The organism is Burkholderia seminalis DSM 23518 (assembly GCF_902832885.1).
Lineage (GTDB): Bacteria > Pseudomonadota > Gammaproteobacteria > Burkholderiales > Burkholderiaceae > Burkholderia > Burkholderia seminalis.
In genome coordinates this window covers 773,354-790,298 of the sequence record NZ_CADFDK010000003.1, presented here as the reverse complement: position 1 = coordinate 790,298, position 16,945 = coordinate 773,354, and the positions used below count along the sequence as shown (strand labels likewise).

15 protein-coding genes and 1 pseudogene are annotated in these 16,945 nt (G+C 67.0%); 8 read left to right on the top strand and 8 right to left on the bottom strand.

All coding sequences use genetic code 11. From position 1 onward, the window contains the following. Positions 1 to 37: 37 nt before the first annotated feature. On the top strand, positions 38 to 598 hold the full coding sequence (gene msuE / locus HWX00_RS14100; RefSeq protein ID WP_124610105.1) for an FMN reductase: 561 nt from the start codon (positions 38 to 40) through the stop codon (positions 596 to 598). A 35-nt stretch (positions 599 to 633) separates the two neighbouring features. After that, positions 634 to 1,737 (top strand): dimethylsulfone monooxygenase SfnG, encoded by a 1,104-nt coding sequence (sfnG, locus tag HWX00_RS14095; protein ID WP_175026886.1) that lies wholly within the window; start codon positions 634 to 636, stop codon positions 1,735 to 1,737. Positions 1,738 to 2,089: 352 nt separating this feature from the next. Here the strand turns inward: sfnG and HWX00_RS14090 are convergent, their stop codons facing one another. Continuing rightward, positions 2,090 to 2,737, bottom strand: coding sequence for a LysE family translocator (locus HWX00_RS14090; RefSeq protein WP_034192008.1), 648 nt, complete (start codon positions 2,735 to 2,737; stop codon positions 2,090 to 2,092). Between the two features lie 110 nt (positions 2,738 to 2,847). On the opposite strand from HWX00_RS14090, the gene HWX00_RS14085 reads away from it, so the two are divergent. Further along, positions 2,848 to 3,699, top strand: a complete 852-nt coding sequence (locus HWX00_RS14085) for a LysR substrate-binding domain-containing protein (protein ID WP_034192007.1) — start codon at positions 2,848 to 2,850, stop codon at positions 3,697 to 3,699. Between the two features lie 21 nt (positions 3,700 to 3,720). Here HWX00_RS14085 and HWX00_RS14080 read toward each other — a convergent pair whose 3' ends face one another. Then, positions 3,721 to 4,611 (bottom strand): LysR substrate-binding domain-containing protein, encoded by an 891-nt coding sequence (locus tag HWX00_RS14080; RefSeq protein ID WP_034192006.1) that lies wholly within the window; start codon positions 4,609 to 4,611, stop codon positions 3,721 to 3,723. A gap of 152 nt (positions 4,612 to 4,763) precedes the next feature. On the opposite strand from HWX00_RS14080, the pseudogene ydiJ reads away from it, so the two are divergent. Next, positions 4,764 to 7,809: pseudogene (ydiJ, locus tag HWX00_RS14075) on the top strand (D-2-hydroxyglutarate dehydrogenase YdiJ). Positions 7,810 to 7,903: 94 nt separating this feature from the next. Here the strand turns inward: ydiJ and HWX00_RS14070 are convergent. From HWX00_RS14070 to HWX00_RS14060, 3 genes are all read right to left on the bottom strand, one after another. After that, a complete protein-coding gene (locus HWX00_RS14070) occupies positions 7,904 to 8,206 on the bottom strand; it encodes a hypothetical protein (RefSeq protein WP_059562243.1) in 303 nt (100 codons plus the stop codon). Between the two features lie 81 nt (positions 8,207 to 8,287). Continuing rightward, on the bottom strand, positions 8,288 to 9,442 hold the full coding sequence (locus HWX00_RS14065; protein WP_034192003.1) for a branched-chain amino acid ABC transporter substrate-binding protein: 1,155 nt from the start codon (positions 9,440 to 9,442) through the stop codon (positions 8,288 to 8,290). A 638-nt stretch (positions 9,443 to 10,080) separates the two neighbouring features. Further along, entirely contained in the window at positions 10,081 to 10,980 is a 900-nt protein-coding gene (locus HWX00_RS14060; RefSeq protein WP_175026885.1) for a DMT family transporter, read from the bottom strand. 57 nt (positions 10,981 to 11,037) lie between these two features. On the opposite strand from HWX00_RS14060, the gene HWX00_RS14055 reads away from it, so the two are divergent. The 4 genes from HWX00_RS14055 to HWX00_RS14040 all read left to right on the top strand — a co-directional run bounded on the left by HWX00_RS14055 (position 11,038) and on the right by HWX00_RS14040 (position 14,088). Further along, positions 11,038 to 12,015, top strand: coding sequence for a LysR substrate-binding domain-containing protein (locus HWX00_RS14055; protein ID WP_175026884.1), 978 nt, complete (start codon positions 11,038 to 11,040; stop codon positions 12,013 to 12,015). 195 nt (positions 12,016 to 12,210) lie between these two features. Further along, on the top strand, positions 12,211 to 12,882 hold the full coding sequence (locus HWX00_RS14050; RefSeq protein WP_034192000.1) for a hypothetical protein: 672 nt from the start codon (positions 12,211 to 12,213) through the stop codon (positions 12,880 to 12,882). A gap of 49 nt (positions 12,883 to 12,931) precedes the next feature. After that, positions 12,932 to 13,399 carry a sodium:proline symporter gene (locus tag HWX00_RS14045; RefSeq protein WP_175026883.1) on the top strand — a complete coding sequence of 156 codons (468 nt, stop codon included), beginning with the start codon at positions 12,932 to 12,934 and terminating at the stop codon, positions 13,397 to 13,399. Between the two features lie 224 nt (positions 13,400 to 13,623). Continuing rightward, entirely contained in the window at positions 13,624 to 14,088 is a 465-nt protein-coding gene (locus tag HWX00_RS14040; RefSeq protein WP_175026882.1) for a hypothetical protein, read from the top strand. 26 nt (positions 14,089 to 14,114) lie between these two features. Here the strand turns inward: HWX00_RS14040 and HWX00_RS14035 are convergent, their stop codons facing one another. From HWX00_RS14035 to HWX00_RS14025, 3 genes are all read right to left on the bottom strand, one after another. Further along, entirely contained in the window at positions 14,115 to 14,639 is a 525-nt protein-coding gene (locus HWX00_RS14035) for a hypothetical protein (protein WP_175026881.1), read from the bottom strand. A gap of 152 nt (positions 14,640 to 14,791) precedes the next feature. Next, on the bottom strand, positions 14,792 to 15,949 hold the full coding sequence (locus tag HWX00_RS14030) for an acyltransferase family protein (RefSeq protein ID WP_049035414.1): 1,158 nt from the start codon (positions 15,947 to 15,949) through the stop codon (positions 14,792 to 14,794). 154 nt (positions 15,950 to 16,103) lie between these two features. After that, positions 16,104 to 16,748 carry a glutathione S-transferase family protein gene (locus HWX00_RS14025; RefSeq protein ID WP_124610182.1) on the bottom strand — a complete coding sequence of 215 codons (645 nt, stop codon included), beginning with the start codon at positions 16,746 to 16,748 and terminating at the stop codon, positions 16,104 to 16,106. Between the last annotated feature and the right edge of the window lie 197 nt (positions 16,749 to 16,945).

Here is a 16,945-nt window from a genome sequence, read left to right as displayed (position 1 = left end):
CGCATCGACACGCGGCTCGACAACGGAAACGCATCGCATGAGCAACACCCTCAACGTGGTCGCGATATCGGGCAGCCTGCAACGACCGTCGCGTACGCTGGCGCTGACCAACGAGATCGTCGCGGCACTCGGCGCCGCGCTGCCGATCGAGCCGCGACTGATCGAACTCGGCGAGATCGGCAGCCGGCTGGCCGGTGCGCTGACGCGCGCGCAGGTGCCGGCCGATCTCGAGGCGCTGATCCGCGCGATCGAGACGGCCGATGCGCTCGTCGTCGCGAGCCCGGTCTATCGCGCGTCGTATACGGGCCTGTTCAAGCACCTGTTCGACCTCGTGCGCCATGACGCGCTCGTCGACGTGCCCGTGCTGCTCGCGGCCACCGGCGGCAGCGAACGTCATGCGCTCGTGATCGACCATCAACTGCGGCCGTTGTTCAGCTTCTTTCAGACGCGCACGCTGCCGGTCGGCGTGTCCGCGTCCGAAAGCGATTTCGACGCGTACCGGATCGCGAACCCGGCGCTGCGCGAGCGCATCGCGCTCGCCGTGGATCGCGCGGTACCGCAGTTGCGTGCGCACGCATTCTCCGCCGCGGCCGCGTAGGCCGCTTCCGTTTCCCCTTCGACCAGGACACCTCCATGAGCCTTCACGACCCTTCCGCCGACGGCGTCAAATTCGCGTACTGGGTGCCGAACGTCAGCGGCGGCCTCGTCGTCAGCACGATCGAGCAGCGTACCGACTGGAGCCTTGAATACAACCAGCAGCTCGCACGCACGGCCGAGGCGGCCGGCTTCGACTACGCGCTGAGCCAGATCCGCTTCACGGCCGGCTACGGCGCCGAATACCAGCACGAGTCGGTGTCGTTCAGCCAGGCGCTGCTGCATGCGACGACGAAGCTCAAGGTGCTCGCCGCGATCCTGCCGGGGCCGTGGCATCCGGCGGTGGTCGCGAAGCAGCTCGCGACGATCGACCACATTTCGAACGGGCGCATCGCGATCAACGTCGTGAGCGGTTGGTTCAAGGGCGAATTCACCGCGATCGGCGAGCCGTGGCTTGAGCACGACGAACGCTATCGGCGCTCGAAGGAATTCATCCAGGCGCTCAAGGGCATCTGGACCCAGGACAACTTCACGTTCAAGGGCGACTTCTACCGCTTCAACGATTACACGCTGAGCCCGAAGCCGGTGCAGAAGCCGCACCCGGAAATCTTCCAGGGCGGCAGCTCGCGGGCGGCGCGCGACAACGCGGCGAGCGTGTCGGACTGGTATTTCACCAACGGCAACACGCCGGAGAACCTCAAGGCGCAGATCGACGATATTCGTGCCAAGGCGGCCGCGAACAACCATCGCGTACGGATCGGCGTGAACGCGTTCGTGATCGCGCGCGACACCGAGGAAGAGGCGAAGGCCGTGCTCGACGACATCATTGCGCACGCGCACGTCGAGGCGGTCAATGCGTTCGGCGACGCGGTGAAGCAGGCGGGCAAGGCGTCGCCGGAAGGCGAGGGCAACTGGGCGAAATCGACGTTCGAGGATCTCGTGCAGTACAACGACGGCTTCCGCACGAACCTGATCGGCACGCCGCGGCAGATCGCGGAGCGCATTGTCGCGCTGAAGGCGATCGGCGTCGATCTGGTGCTGGCCGGGTTCCTGCATTTCATCGAGGAAGTCGAGTACTTCGGCAAGAAGGTGCTGCCGCTCGTGCGCGAACTCGAGGCGCAGCGGCAGGCGATCGCGGCGTGACGCGCCGGCCGATCGAGGCAGGTTGCCTGCGACGGCTGTCGCGGGCCGTTCCGATCTGACGCTTCGTATAGCGAAACAGGGGGCGACGGATGCCTGGGGGATCCGTCGATCGATTCATCGGTTCCGATGCGGAAGCGATCGAGGTCGCACACCGCGTCGCGGCGCGGCTCGTGGCACATGTGCCGTCGCGCGACAGCGAACGGAAGCTGCCGTTCGCTGCGCGTCCGGTTTCCCCCACGCTTGCGCGAACTGGCGGCCGACCTGCCGGCGAAGTGACGCAACGCGCGCCGGTGCGTGCTGTACGGCATCACGCGCGCGTCGGCAGGCGGATGTCGTTACCCGCGCGCCGCCGTCACGCCACGCCCGCCAGCTTCGATGCTTCCCGGACCATCTGCACGCCGAGGCCGCCAAGCACGAGCCCCATCGCCCAGCGCTGCGCGAGCAGCAGCGTCGGGCGCCCGCGCAGGAATTTCGCGATGCCGCTCGAGCAGATCGCCACCAGCCCGTTGGCCGACGCGAACGCGGCGATCAGCAGCGAGCCGAGAAACAGCGACTGGCCGAACACGCTGCCCTGCCGGTAGTCGATGAACTGCGGCAGCAGCGACACGAACAGCATCGCGAGTTTCGGGTTCAGCACGCTCGTCGTCGCACCCATCGCGAGCAGGCGCATCGGCTGCTCGTTCGGCAACGCCTGCACCTCGAACGGCGAGCGGCCGCCGGGCCGCACCGCCTGCCATGCCAGATACAGCAGGTAGACCGCCCCGACCGCGCCCAGCACGCTGCCCGCATAGGGCACGCTCATGAACAGCGTCGTGATGCCGAATGCCGCGCCGAACATGTAGAACAGGTAGCCGATCATCACGCCGGCCAGCGAAATGAGTCCGGCCGTGCGGCCTTGCGCGATCGAGCGCGACATCACGTAGACCATGTTCGGCCCGGGCGTGACCGCGAGCATGCCGCCGATGGCGAGAAATCCGTAGAGCGATCCGGACGTGTGCATTTTTCCGCTTCCTGCATCGAGTGAGTGCTGACGGGATTCATTGTCCGGCCGTGGAGGAGAGCAGTAAAACGGGATAAACTGAATCGATTGATCAGATTTCCTGAATCGACATGAAAAAGCTCGACCTCGACGTACTCGCGATGGTGGTGGCCGTCGCCGACACCGGCTCGTTCGCGCAGGGCGCGCAGGCCGTGCACCGGTCGCCGTCGGCGGTGAGCATGCAGATCAAGGCGCTGGAAGACGCGCTCGGCAAGCCGCTGTTCATCCGCGACACGCGCAACGTGACGGCCACCGACGACGGCACGATGCTCGCCGACTACGGCCGCCGGATGCTCGCGCTGCGCGACGAGGCATGGGCGTCGGTGGTGCGCCCGGAGATCCGCGGCCGCGTGACGATCGGCGTGCCGGACGACTACATTTCGTCGCTGCTGCCGCAGGTGCTCGGCAAATTCGCCGCGATGCATCCGCGCGTCGAAGTGCGCGTGATCGGCCAGCCGAGCAGCGCGCTCGTGCCGATGCTCAAGGACAACACGGTCGACCTCGCGTGTCTCACGCGGATCAAGGGCGTGACCGGCGAGCTGATCCGGATGGAGCCGCTCGTCTGGGTCGGGTCGCCGAAACGCGACGTGTGGAAGGAGCGGCCGCTGCCGGTGGCGTTTTTCACGCACGGCGGCAGCATGGCGCGCGATCACGCGGTCAAGGCGCTGAACCGGCGGAAGATCCCGTACCGGATGTCGTACGAAAGCCCGAGCCACCTCGGGATACTGAGCATGGTGGAGGCCGGGCTCGCGGTCGCGCCGCTGGCGCGCTGCTGCATTCCGGATCACCTCGTGCAGCTTTCGGAAAGCCACGGGCTGCCGCCGCTGGGCGAGATCGAGGTCGTGCTCGCGCGCAGCGCGCAGTCGGCGCGCCCGCCGTGCGATTACCTGGCCGAGCAGATTCTCGGCGAATGGCGCACCTGACCGGCCGGCGGCCGGCGCGCGTCAGCACGACGCCAGCAGCCATTCACGGAACGCGGCGAGCGACGGCAGCGTCTCGTTGCCGGGCGGATAGACGAGGTAGTAGCTGCGCTGGCTCGTGATCGCGTCGCCGATCGACACGAGTTCGCCGCGGCTCAATTCATCCTCCACCAGTACCTTCGGCACCAGCCCGATCCCCATCCCGGCGCGCACGGCCTGGATGAGGTGGGACGTCAGCTCGAAGCTCGGGCCGATACGCATCTGGCGATGGTCGAGCCGATAGTGCGAGAACCATTCGGCCCATGCCTGCTGGTTGCTCGTCACGCCCAGCAGCGTCTGCTTCGCGGCCCATGCCGGCGTGCGCGCGTCGGCCTTGCGGCCGCGGCCCGCCTCGGGCGGCGCGATCGCGATCAGGAACTCGTTGTACAACCGGTGCGCGTGCAGGCCGGGCCAGTCGCCCGCGCCGACGGTGATGGCCGCGTCGAGGTCGTCGTTGAGGAAATCGATCGTGCCGATCCGTGAATGAAGGTGCACGGTCACGCCCGGATGCGCGGCGTAGAAGTCGTGCAGGTGCGGCAGCAGCCATTTCGAGCCGAACGTCGGCAAGGTGGCGAGCCGCAGCGTGCCGGCGCCCGCCTGGTGCGACATCGCCTGCAGCGTCGCGCCGCGGATGCGCCCGAGCGCGCCGCTCAGTTCGGCGAAATAGCGGCGGCCGACTTCGGTTAGCTTCACCGAGCGGCCTTCGCGCCGGAACAGCGGCACGCCGAGCTGGTCCTCGAGCGTCTGGACCTGCCGGCTGATCGCGCTCTGGCTCAGCGACAGCTCCTCGGCCGCGCGCGTGTAGCTTTCATGCCGCGCGGCGGCCTCGAACACGAGCAGCAATGACATCGACGGGGTCAGGCGACGGTAATTCATGAGTTTTATGCAATATTCGCCGGGCAAGAATTCGTTTGTTTCTCGCGGAATATCCAAAGATACTGGAATTCCCGGTCGCGCGGAAACTTGCTAAAAAATCATGTTTCGGTGCGCGCGAGCCGGCCGGCTCCACCCACACTGCGTTTTTACCCATGTCGATCGCCCCGTTGCCCCGTCCCGCCAGCCCGCCCGCGAACGTTTACCGCGATTTCCTCGCCGCGCTGCAAGCGGCGGGATTCGCCGGGGAGATTCACGCGGACCACGCGAACCGGACGGTGCAGGCCACCGACAACTCGATCTACCAGCGTCTGCCGCAGGCGGTGATCTGCCCCGCGCATGCGGACGACGTCCGGCTGCTGGCGCGGCTGCTGGCCGAACCCGCGCACCGCGACGTCGCGGTGGCCGCGCGCGGCGGCGGCGCGGGCACCAACGGGCAGTCGCTGACCGACGGCGTCGTCGTCGACCTGTCGCGCAACATGAACCGGATCCTCGAAATCGACGTCGAGCAGCGCTGGGTGCGCGTGCAGGCGGGCGTCGTCAAGGATCAGCTCAATGCGGCGCTGAAGCCGCACGGACTGTTTTTCGCGCCGGAGCTGTCGACGTCGAACCGCGCGACCGTCGGCGGGATGATCAATACCGACGCGAGCGGGCAGGGCAGCTGCACGTACGGCAAGACGCGCGATCACGTGCTCGCACTCGATTTCGTGCTGATGGGCGGCGAGCGGCTGCACAGCGATGCGCTCGACGACGACGAGCTGGCGCGCCGTTGCGCGCGGCAGGACCGCATCGGCAAGGTCTATCGCACCGCGCGCCGCATCAGCGACGACCAGGCCGCGCTGATCGACGCGAAGCTTCCGAAGCTCAACCGCTGCCTGACCGGCTACGACCTCGCGCACCTGCGCGAACCCGACGGCCGCTTCAACCTGAACAGCGTGCTGTGCGGCGCGGAGGGTTCGCTCGGCTTCGTCGTCGAGGCGCAGCTCAACGTGTTGCCGATCCCGAAGTATTCGGTGCTGGTCAACGTGCGCTATGCGGGCTTCATGGATGCGTTGCGTGACGCGCGCGCTGCTCGGGCACCGGCCGTTGTCGATCGAGACCGTCGACTCGACGGTACTGATGCTCGCGATGAAGGATTTCGTGTGGAGCAGCGTGGCCGAGTATTTCCCGCAGGACGACCGGCGGCCGACACTTGGCATCAACCTGGTCGAATTCAGCGGCGACGATGCGGACGACGTCGATGCGCGCGTGCGTGCGTTCGTCGAGCATCTGCGCACCGATACGAGCGTGGAGCGCCTCGGCCATACGCTCGCGGCCGGCGACGATGCGGTGAAGCGCGTGTATGCGATGCGCAAGCGCGCGGTCGGCTTGCTCGGCAACGTGCAGGGCGAGGCGCGTCCGCAGCCGTTCGTCGAGGACACCGCGGTGCCGCCCGAGAACCTCGCCGCGTACATTGCCGAATTCCGCGCGCTGCTCGACGGCCACGGGCTGCAGTACGGGATGTTCGGTCACGTCGACGCGGGCGTGCTGCATGTACGGCCGGCGCTCGACATGAAGGACCCGAAGCAGGCCGCGCTGGTGCGGCCCGTGTCGGACGCAGTGGCCGAACTCACGCAGCGTCATGGCGGCCTGCTGTGGGGCGAGCACGGCAAGGGCGTGCGCTCCGAGTACGCGCCGGCGTTTTTCGGCGAGCTGTATCCGTCGCTGCAGCAACTGAAGGCCGCGTTCGATCCGCACAACCAGTTCAACCCGGGCAAGATCGCGACGCCGCCGGACAATACGATGCGGCTGCTGAAGATCGACGAAGTGCCGACGCGCGGCGACCACGACCGGCAGATCGACGAGCGCGTGTGGCAGGCCTACGGCACCGCGATGCACTGCAACGGCAACGGCGCGTGCTACAACTTCGATCCGGACGACGCGATGTGCCCGTCGTGGAAGGCGACGCGCGAACGCGTGCAGTCGCCGAAGGGGCGCGCGTCGCTGATGCGCGAATGGTTGCGCCTGCAAGGACAGGCCGGCATCGACGTCGTCGCGGCGGCGCGTGCGCGGCAGCCGTTCCTGCGCGGCCTGGCCGCCCGCTGGCGCAACAGTCGCGCGGCGCGCGGCGGCGACGCCGATTTCTCGCACGAGGTGTACGACGCGATGGCCGGATGCCTCGCGTGCAAGTCGTGCGCGGGGCAGTGCCCCGTGAAGGTCAACGTGCCCGAGTTCCGTTCGCGCTTTCTCGAGCTGTATCACCAGCGCTACCTGCGGCCGCTGCGCGACTACCTGATCGGCTCGCTCGAAGTCACGATGCCGTGGATGGCGCGCGTGCCGGCGCTGTACAACGGGCTGATGCGTGCGGGATGGGTACGCACGCTGCTCGAACGGCAGGTCGGCATGGTCGACAGCCCGCTGCTGAGCCGCTTCGATCTCGCGGCCGTGATCCGGCAATGGAGCGTGAAGCCGGCCGACCCGCGCGCGCTTGCCGCGCTGAGCGACGCGCAGCGCGTTCGCAGCGTCGTCATCGTGCAGGACACGTTCACGCGCTATTTCGATACCGAGCAGCTGGCGACGCTGATCGAGCTGGCGGCGCGTACGGGCTTTCAGGTCTGGCTCGCGCCGCTTGCACCGAACGGCAAGGCGCTGCACGTGCAGGGCTTTCTGCACGCGTTCGAGAAGGCCGCGATCCGCAATGCGACGCAACTGGCCGCGCTGGCGCGTTCGGGCGTATCGCTGGTCGGCCTCGATCCGGCGATGACGCTCACGTATCGGCAGGAATACCTGAAGGTGACGGGGCTCGCCGAGGTACCGAAAGTTGCGCTGCCGCAGGAGTGGCTGCTGCAGGCACTGCCGGAAGCCGGCGCGAGCGGCGTGACCGGTTCGTACCGGTTGCTGCCGCACTGTACCGAGAAGACCAATGCGCCCGACAGCGGCAAGCAATGGATGCAGGTATTCGCGCGGCGCGGTTTGCGATTGAAGGTCGAGTCGACCGGATGCTGCGGGATGTCGGGCACGTACGGGCACGAGGCGCGCAATCTCGCGACGTCGAGGACGATCTATGCGCAGTCGTGGGCGGCGCGCGTCGACGGGCCCGCGGACGAAGGCGAGGCGCTGGCGACCGGGTATTCATGTCGCAGCCAGGTGAAGCGCTTGTCGTCGAAGCAGGTGCGCCATCCGTTGCAGGCGCTGCTCGATCACGTGCGGGCGGCGGGGTAACGATCGGGCGGCGCGGTTTGCGCGGCGCGCAAGGGGGCATCGATCGATGCATCGAGCGGCCCTCTGCGTTGCCGCATGCGACGCATGCCGCGGTTCAGGCGTCGGCTTTCGCGGCCTTCCGCGCGCGCGGCTTTTCCGCCGCGGGAAACACGCCGCCGCCGCGCGGGCGTTTCGGCTCGATCCGCATCTGCCGGATCACGCGCCGGAAATCGATCTCGTGCGCGGCCAGCGTGCCGATCAGTTTCGCGATGACCGCGAGGTGGGACGGGACGGTGCCCTTGCTCGAATAGTTCGTGATCGAACTTTCGTTCATCCGGATCAGGCGGGCGAACTCGCGCGCCGTCAACTGCGCTTTCTTCAGCTCCTGTTGGAATTCGGCATACGCCATTGCACACATGATGCTTCGTCTCCGTGAATCGGCATTCGACCCGCCCGGCGCCGACGGGTGGCGTTCCCGTCGTGCCGGCGCCGCGGCGGGTTACATCTTCACCTGATCGAGGAAGGTCTTCTTGCCGCTCTTGTAGCCGTAGATCGAGATGATCCCGTGCGTCAGGTCGCCCTTCGCGTCGAACGTCGTCGTGCCGATCACGCCGTTGTACTTCGTCGACGGCATCGCGGCGAGGATCTTGGCGGGGTCGGTCGAGTTCGCGCGCTTCATCGCATCGACCGCGATGTAGACCGCGTCGTACGCGAACGGCGCATCGAACTTGATGCCCTGGTTGAAGCGCTTCTGGTACTTCGCGAGGAAGTCCGCGCCGCCCGGCATCTTCTCGAGCGCCGCGCCGGCCTGCGAGCACAGCACGTTGTCGGCCGCCGGGCCGGCCAGTTCGGCCAGCGAGTCGGTGCATACGCCGTCGCCGGACAGGATCTTCGCGCGCAGGCCGAGTTGCTTCGCCTGCTTCGCGAGCGGGCCGCCGGTCGCGTCCATGCCGCCGTACATGATCGCGTCGGGATTCTCGCCCTTGACCTTCGTCAGGATCGCGCGGAAGTCGACCGCCTTGTCGTTGGTCGCGTCGTGCGACAGCACCTTCAGGCCGAGCGCCTTCGCCTTCTTCTCGAACTCGTTCGCGAGGCCCTGGCCGTACGCGGTCGAATCGTCGATCACCGCGACGCTCTTCACCCCCTTCGCCTGCGCGTAGCTCGCGAGCGCGGGGCCCTGCTGCGCATCGGTCGCGACGACGCGGTAGGTCGTCTTGAAGCCTTGCTGCGTGTAGGTCGGGTTGGTGGCCGACGGCGAGATCTGCACGATGCCCGCGTCGCTGTAGATCTTCGACGCCGGGATCGACGTACCCGAGTTCAGGTGGCCGATGACGGCGACGACCTTGTCGTCGACGAGCTTCTGCGCAACCTGCGTGGCCTGCCGCGGGTCGGCCGCGTCATCCTGCGCGTCGAGCTGCAGCGTGATCTTCTTGCCGCCGATCGTCAGGCCCTTGGCGTTGATTTCCTCGACCGCGAGGCGTGCACCGTTCTCGTTGTCCTTGCCGAGGTGCGAGATGCCGCCCGTCGTCGGTTCGACGCTGCCGATCTTCACGACCTGGTCGGCCATTGCCGTCGACGCGGCCGCGAATGCGGCGGCAGCCAGTGCAACGGTGATCAGGGGTTTGCAGCGCATGCCGACAGTGCTTCGTTCCATCTGCCATCTCCGAATTGAATGTCTTTCTATTGACGTCTCGACCGGCCGGCGAGGCGCCGGGGCGGTCGGACGAGTCTCCATACCCATCATGGGCGTCACTTGCATGGCGTCCGGCGGTATGACGGGCTCGCCCGGACGAGCGGGCGAATCGTCGCCGGCCGTCATGCAATTCGTATGAATATATACGAAGGCGATTTTGCGCGCCGCGGCGAATCGCGTAGCGGCTCGCGCGGCAAGGGCGGACGCCCGGATGTCGAAGCCTCCGGATGCCGGAAATCGTGCGCTGCGGCGGGCCACCGGCTGCGGTTCGCTGTCGATGTCCTTACGGATGCATCCATTATTCGGCCGGGCGACGGGGCGAAGCCATGGACACTGACGCGCGGTCAATCCGGAACTGTTCGGTCGATTTGTCTGCACAGTTTGGGCACTTGCGATCGCCTATCCGGTTTCGTCGGCTGGCTTTCATCAACGGTGGTGTTCGTCTTAATGCAACTAACGGTCAAGCCCGCCTGTGTCGGCGAATGGGTGTCGACCACCTGCCCGGGACGATCCATTCCGCTTCGCAGAAGCTGGGGTGCGTTTCGGTCCGCCTGCTGCCGCATCGACGGGCCGGCACGGCCAACCGAAGCGGTGGCGATCTACGAACGCCCGCGCAGTGCGACGAAGACCACGCCTGCGATGGCCAGCAGGCCGCCGCAGGCCGTCGCGATGCCGGGCCGCTCGCCCGTCAGTACCATCGACAGCAGCGTCGCGACCGCCGGCGTCAGGTAGAGGAAGTTGGCCGCGCGGGCCGCGCCGAAGTAGCCGAGTGCGAAGGTCCAGGTCGCATACCCCAGCGCGGCGGGGAACACGCCGAGCACCACGACGGCCAGCGCCGTGTCGCGGGACCCGCCGGCGAGCGACCCGAGCGCGCCGGGCAGCCAGGGCGTGAGCAGCACCGCGCCGGCCAGCAGCGTGTATGCCGTGCAGGCCAGTGCGCCGTACACGGGAATCAGCCGCCGCTGCAACACGAAATAGCTGGCGGAACACAGCGCCGCGCCGAGGATCAGCGTGCTGCCCGAGCCGAGCACGAGGCCGCCCGGCTGCCCTTGCGCGATCACCGCGATGCCGGCGAGGCTGACCAGCGAACCGAGCCATCCCCAGCGGTTGAAGCGCTCGCGCAGAAACACGGCGGCCAGCAGCGCGGTGAAGATCGGCAGCGTATTCACGATGAAACTCGCCGCGCCGGCCGACACGGTCTGCTCGCCGGTATTGAGCAGCGCGTTGTACAGCGCGATGCCGAGAAAACCGCACGCGACGAAGCGCAATGCGTCGCCTTTCGCCGGCAGCGGCGGCCGCCGCCACGCGAGCCACGCGATCACCAGCAGCGCCGCGGTCGCGAAACGTGCCGACGCGAGCTGCAGCGGTGCGAGGCCGTGCAGGCCGATCCGGATGAACGGGAATGCGGATGCCCACGAGACGATCGTGAACGCGACCGCGCCTGCCGCGACGAGCGGTTGTCGCGTGCCGCGCGACGTCGATGAGGAAAGGGTATTCATGCAGCCATGGTGCGGCGTCGCGAGATGTTAAGCTAGCGCACAGATCAACACGCGGATATGAATATGGTTCACAGCTCGGGTTCGCGTCGGGCTGACGATCTGGCGCGTGCGCGTCCGGTCGTGGACGTGCTGCCGGTTGCCGCGTCGGCGCCCGGCCCGCGGCCGCCGCTCGCGAGCCTGGAGACCGTCTGCACGGTGGCCCGCGAGGGTTCGTTTCTCGCGGCCGCCGATGTTTCCGGCGTCACGCACGGTGCGATCAGCCGGCGGGTGGCCGCCGTCGAAAACTGGCTCGGGATGGCGCTGTTCGAGCGGCATGCGCGCGGCGTGCGCCTGACGCCGGACGGGCAGCGCTTCGTCGGCCGGATCGAGCAGGCGTTCGCGATCATCGACGGCGCGGCCGATCAATGGCGCTCGCCGCGTACGCCGCGGCTGGTCCGGATGAGCGTCGTGCCGGCGTTCGCGCAGCTCTGGCTGTTCGAGCGGCAGCATGCGCTCGAAAGCGAAGCCCCCGCGCTGCGTATCGAGCTCGGCATCGAACTGCGCAACGTCGATATCGCCGGCGGTGAAGCCGATCTGTCGATTCGGTACGGGCGCGGCAACTGGCGTCAGCTCGAAACCCGTGCGTTCATGCCGGAACGGCTGTACCCGGTGGCGCATCCGCGGCTTGCCGAGCAGCTGGCGAAGGCGCGCCGCCGGGCGGGGGACGCCGCGCTGCTCGACATGCCGTTGCTGCACGATTCCGACGTGACGGGCTGGCGCACCTGGTTCGACGGGCTGGGCATTCCGTTCAAGCCGCGGGTGCAGGATCGCCGGTTCGAGGATTACAACCTCGTCCTCGCGGCGGCCGAAGCGGGCCTCGGCGTGGCGCTGGCGCGGACCCCGCTCGCGGATACGTACCTGACGCGCAGCGCGCTTGTTCGCGTCAGCCGGCATGAAGTCGATTCGCAGCTCAGGTATCACTTCGTGCATGCGAAGGGCGAGAGTCGGCCGGAGGTGCTGGCGTTGATGGAGCGGATGGTGAAGGCGTTGGGGTAGGCACGCGCCTTGCCGTGGATGCGATCGACCGTGCGGTGCCATTTCTGCCAGCTCGACCGTCGTCGCCAGATCGTTACAATGCAGCCGCGGAATACGGTGAGATCGCCACGGTGAGGCAGAATCGTGCCTTCGGCCGGTGGCGGGCCACTCTTCAATCATTGCAGTACGGGTTCAAATCTGTTGAAAAGGGAACCGATGAATAGACCAGACAAGTCGTCGAAAGCGCGTGCGGCGCTGGACCAGCTGTTTTCGGGCATGGCGCCCGCGGACGCGACGCGTACTTCGCCGCGCCCCGGCAATCCGTTCGAGGCGGCGGACGACGAGGTGTCCAGTGCATCCGGCGGCCGTGGCCGCGTCGAAGTCACGCTGTCGACCCGAATCCAGCTGCGCGGCTATCCGAGCGCCGACGCGTTCATGAAGCGCATGGCCGAAGCGTGGGGGCTGGAATGGGGGACGTACGACAGCATCCGGGCCGTGGCGACGCTGCCGGCCGGATGGCGCTCGCGCCGCCTTCCGGAAGTCACGCAGATCGTCGACGAACACGACGTGCTGCGCGCCGAGAGCAGCCTGCAGGGCGGCGAGATGTCGTATCTGAAGGTGCACCCGCGCTACTACATCGATGCACGCAAGCGTTTCGGCTGGAGCAAGTCGTCGAAGGCGTCCGACGATCCGGATCTGGACGGTCCCGACTGGAACTGCTTCGTGATCGACCGCGAAAAGTCCGTCGAGGTGCACGAACTGACGACGTCGTCGCTGAAGGCCGACATGGACAACGCCCGCGCGACGTTGCTGAAGTGGCTCGACGAGCACTATCCGAAACATCGCGACCCGTTTGCATACTGGTCGGATTGCGACCGCGCGCTGTAAGGTTGCACGGCGGCGCGACGCATCCGCCGCTTGCCATGGTGGACGACCATTGAAGCAAATCAGTCCGGTCCCGATTCTCTGGGCAGCCTTCGGCGCGGCCGTCGGATCGACCGTCATCGAGTTGCTGCTGTGGGCAATTGCCGGTGACGATGCCGTCCGGAATCTGTTGCGCGACGCACGCCTCACGGCCGCGATCGTGATGGGGTGCAGCGTGCTCGGTTCGTCCGGCGGCTTCGATCCGCTGGTCATGGGCGTGGCGACGCTCGTGCATGCGGCGCTTTCGCTGGTCTATGCGGCCGTGCTGGCACGGCTGGCCTACGGCTTGTCGCTTCGCGCCACGCCGCTTGCCGGCGGCGCATTCGGCCTCGTCCTGTACGGCGTCAACCTGTACGCCTTCACGGCAATCTTCCCGTGGTTCATTCCGGTTCGCGGCGCGATCACGCTGATCGCTCATCTGGTATTCGGGGTCACGGCTGCGGCAGTCTACTGCGTCGCCCGGCGCGAGACGGGTCGCTGACCCCGGCATCGATTGCCGAGGGTGCCTGCCCCCGTCATCCGTATCCCGACCCCTGGAATAACCTGGCGCGCCGTGTCGTTTAGCCGTCAGGAGACCGCGGTGCGAAGCGAAGTAGCGGCGAGCGGTGATCGCCGCGCGACGAATCGTGCGCAAGCAAAACGGTGTGTCGGGCGTCGTTGGCGACGCTCGGGATCAAATGGTCGGGGGCAACGTAGGAGCCGATCATGTGCAACCTGTTTCGATCCGCGACAGGCATCGTCTGTCTCGGCCTTGCCGCGTCCGTCTTCGCGCAAATGGCTGACGATCCGGCGGAGAACGGCGCGAACTGCCGTGCGATCGTCGCGCAGGCGGACATCGACGGCACGCGGCAGCAGATCGTGGGGCGCGCGTGCCTGCAAGGCGACGGTACGTGGCAGATCGTGCAAAGCCCCGACGGCAGCGTGCTGTGGTATCCGGCGGCGGCCTACCCCTATGCCGATCCGTGGTACTGGGGGCCGCCGCTGTTCGTCGGAGCGGGCGTGAGCTTCATCTTCGTCGATCGTTTCCGGCGTTTCCACCACTTCGATCACGTCGATCACTTCAATCCGATCGAGCATCGCCGCTTCGGCGCCCCGATGGGCGCGGGGTTCCGCCATGGCTCGTTTCCGGTCGGTGCGACTCGCGGATCGGGCGGCATGCGACGACATTAGACGGCGATTGACCGGTGTCGCGATGCCTATTCGACCCTGGACGGTGTGCGGCGACTGTCCAGGTCCTTCAGTGCCGGAAAGACGCTGCGGTCCCATGAACCAAGGCCGTACGACTGCCACAGTATTTTCCGTTTGACGAAAATTTCGAACGTGGGCGTCGGTGGCGACAATTTTTCGAGGCGCTGTCGCCGCTCGAACAACCATCGGACGATCGGCGGATAGTCGTCGACCGTTTCGGCGGACGCAATGGTATCGCGTTCCACGATGAAAAGATGCACGTCCGGGTGCGCGTTGGCCCAGGATTCGAATTCGCCTTTTCCGCCCAATGAACCTGCCCACCGCTGGCAATAAACGCAATCCTTTGCCGCGTGCACGATCAGGACGATCGGTTCGTGCTCGTGCACGTCTGCTGCGCGAATGCGGTCAGCCCAGGTGACCTTCGGTTGCGGTTCGGACGCGCTCTTGCCGACGCTGGCGTCCGATTCGTCACTGGCCAGCGCCATGTGCGGAGTCGCAAGCATCAGCGACGCCAGTACCCAGACAGTAGCCATCCTGTGCTGCGACCACCGCAGATGTGCCATGTTCGTGCTCCCGTGCGGGACAGCCGGTATCGATCGACGAAGCGACGCGGACAACCCTGAAATCAGTGTAGTAGCCGGGAGCGCGGTGCGGTATTCCGCTCCGCGCGAGACGACCGAGGCGCTTACAGGATCGACGCGAACCGGGGCACGCGAAGCAGGAGACCGGCAACCAGGTAGCACGCGACGCAGGCGACGCTGCCGGTCACGGTGAATTTCAGGAACGGGTTCGCGGGCACGTGCCGCCACGCGAGGGCGACACCGACCAGCACGGGCGGATGGATGATGTAGATGGCATACGCGCGTCGCGACAGTGGCCGCCATGCGCCCGTCAGCCGGTCGAAGCACCGCTGAAAGCGGTCGACGAGAAACAGGATCGCCCCCCATGCGACCAGCGGTTCCCAGAACGCGTAGATCACCGCCTGAGGGCGGCCGCGCCACGCGGGAACGTGTTTCGCGAGCAGGTAGGCGAGCGGCAGCACGGGCAGCGCCAGCAGCGCGATGCGCGACCACAGCCGGACCTGCCGTGCCGGCAGATGCGCGATCCAGTGCACGCGCGCTGCCCGGCAACCGGCCGCGTACAACACGACGTAGCTCGCGAAGTAGCCGAGTTGCAGTCCCCATACGTTGGTACCTATCGGCCACCGGGACCGCAGCGCCAGTGCCGCGATACCCGTGAACCACGCTGCGATGGCCAGCGTCCTGTCGGAAGGGCCGCGGGCGGAGCGGTTCATATCGTGTGCGACAGCGCGCGGGAAGGGGGGGTACAGCAGGGCCGCCGCCACGCTGAAAATCAGCAACGCCTCGGCGAACCACATCGGTCCGTTCTCGAACGTGCCGGTTCGCCACAGATGTTCCAGCGTCTTCGCGAACGGGTGGCCCGCGCCAGACTGTGCGAGGGCGATCGTTACGGGGCCGATCAGGACGCCGTATATCAGCAACGGCAGCCCGAGCCGGAGAAACCGGTCGGCCAGGAAACGGACGGTGCCCTTGCGCGCGATCGACGGCGGCGTGTAATAGCCCGCCAGGAAGAAGAACAGGCCCATGAAAAATGCCTGGTTGATCGCGCAGAAGAGCGTCAACAGCGCGGATTCGACCGACGGCCCGGCGGCCACTTCGTGGTAGTACCACCCGCCGAGTGCGCCGTACGTGATCGCGCAGTGGTGAAAGACCACCAGCAACGTCAGGCAGGCCCGCAGTGCGTCGAGGCCGGCATTTCGATGCACGGCAACTGCCCCGTCTTGCTGAAACGCCAGGTTGACCGGAACGTCGTGAGCGCTCATCGCCTCGCCTGCGTGGTTGGTCCGTCATGACCCGCCTGACGACGATCGTTGTCGCGACGACACGTGCGCATCCGGCGGGCGTACAGATCCGTACCCTACGCCGTTGTGCTTACAACCTTCCAACAAGCCGTTTTACCGCTGGTGCGGTACCCGGTCAGTCGAGTTTCCCGCGCAGGTCGTCGAACGGAATCATCACGTGCGTGCGATACGCGGGCCGCGCCTTCAGGCGTTCGTACCACGCTTGCACGTGCGGGATGTCCGGCCGCGCGATGTCGAGTTCGAAGTAGCGATACAGATGCGTGCCCGCCGCGATGTCGGCGAGCGTGATCGTGTCGCCGGCGAGAAACGGCTGCCCGGCCAGCACCGCGTCGAGCAGCCGGAAATACTGCGCGCATTGCGCGATGCTCTGCTCGACGCGCGCGGTGTCGCGCTGTTCGGGCGGCGTCCGGAAGTAGCCGCGGAACACGCCGTTGAGGAACGTGGGCTGCAGCGTCGTCTGCGCCCAGTCCATCCAGCGGTCGGCGCGCGACTGTTCGGCCGGGTCGTCGTGCCAGAAGCCGGGGCGCCCGTAACGCGCGGCGAGGTAGCGCAGGATGCTGTGCGATTCCCATACGACGGACCCTTCGTCGTCGATCAACGGCACGCGTCCATGCGGATTCATCGCGAGAAACTGGGGCGTGTCGAGCACGCCGAACCGGCCGCCGGCCGGCACGTGCCGATGCGCGAGCGCGAGTTCGTCGACGAGCCACATCACCTTCTGGACGTTGAACGCGTTGCGTCGTCCCCATACCGTCAGCATGCCGGTCTCCTTGCGTCGTGTGGAATCGGAAGTCGGACAGTGTAAACGCCGCGGGCGTGCACCGCGGTGCGCGCCTGACGAGTGTCCGTCGCGCTCCCGTCGAAAAAGGCGATCCACCCGGGTCATCGCGGGCTTGATGTGCCCCCATCCGTTTTTTACTATGAGGGAAACGCGCCCGCACGTGCGCCCAAACCACT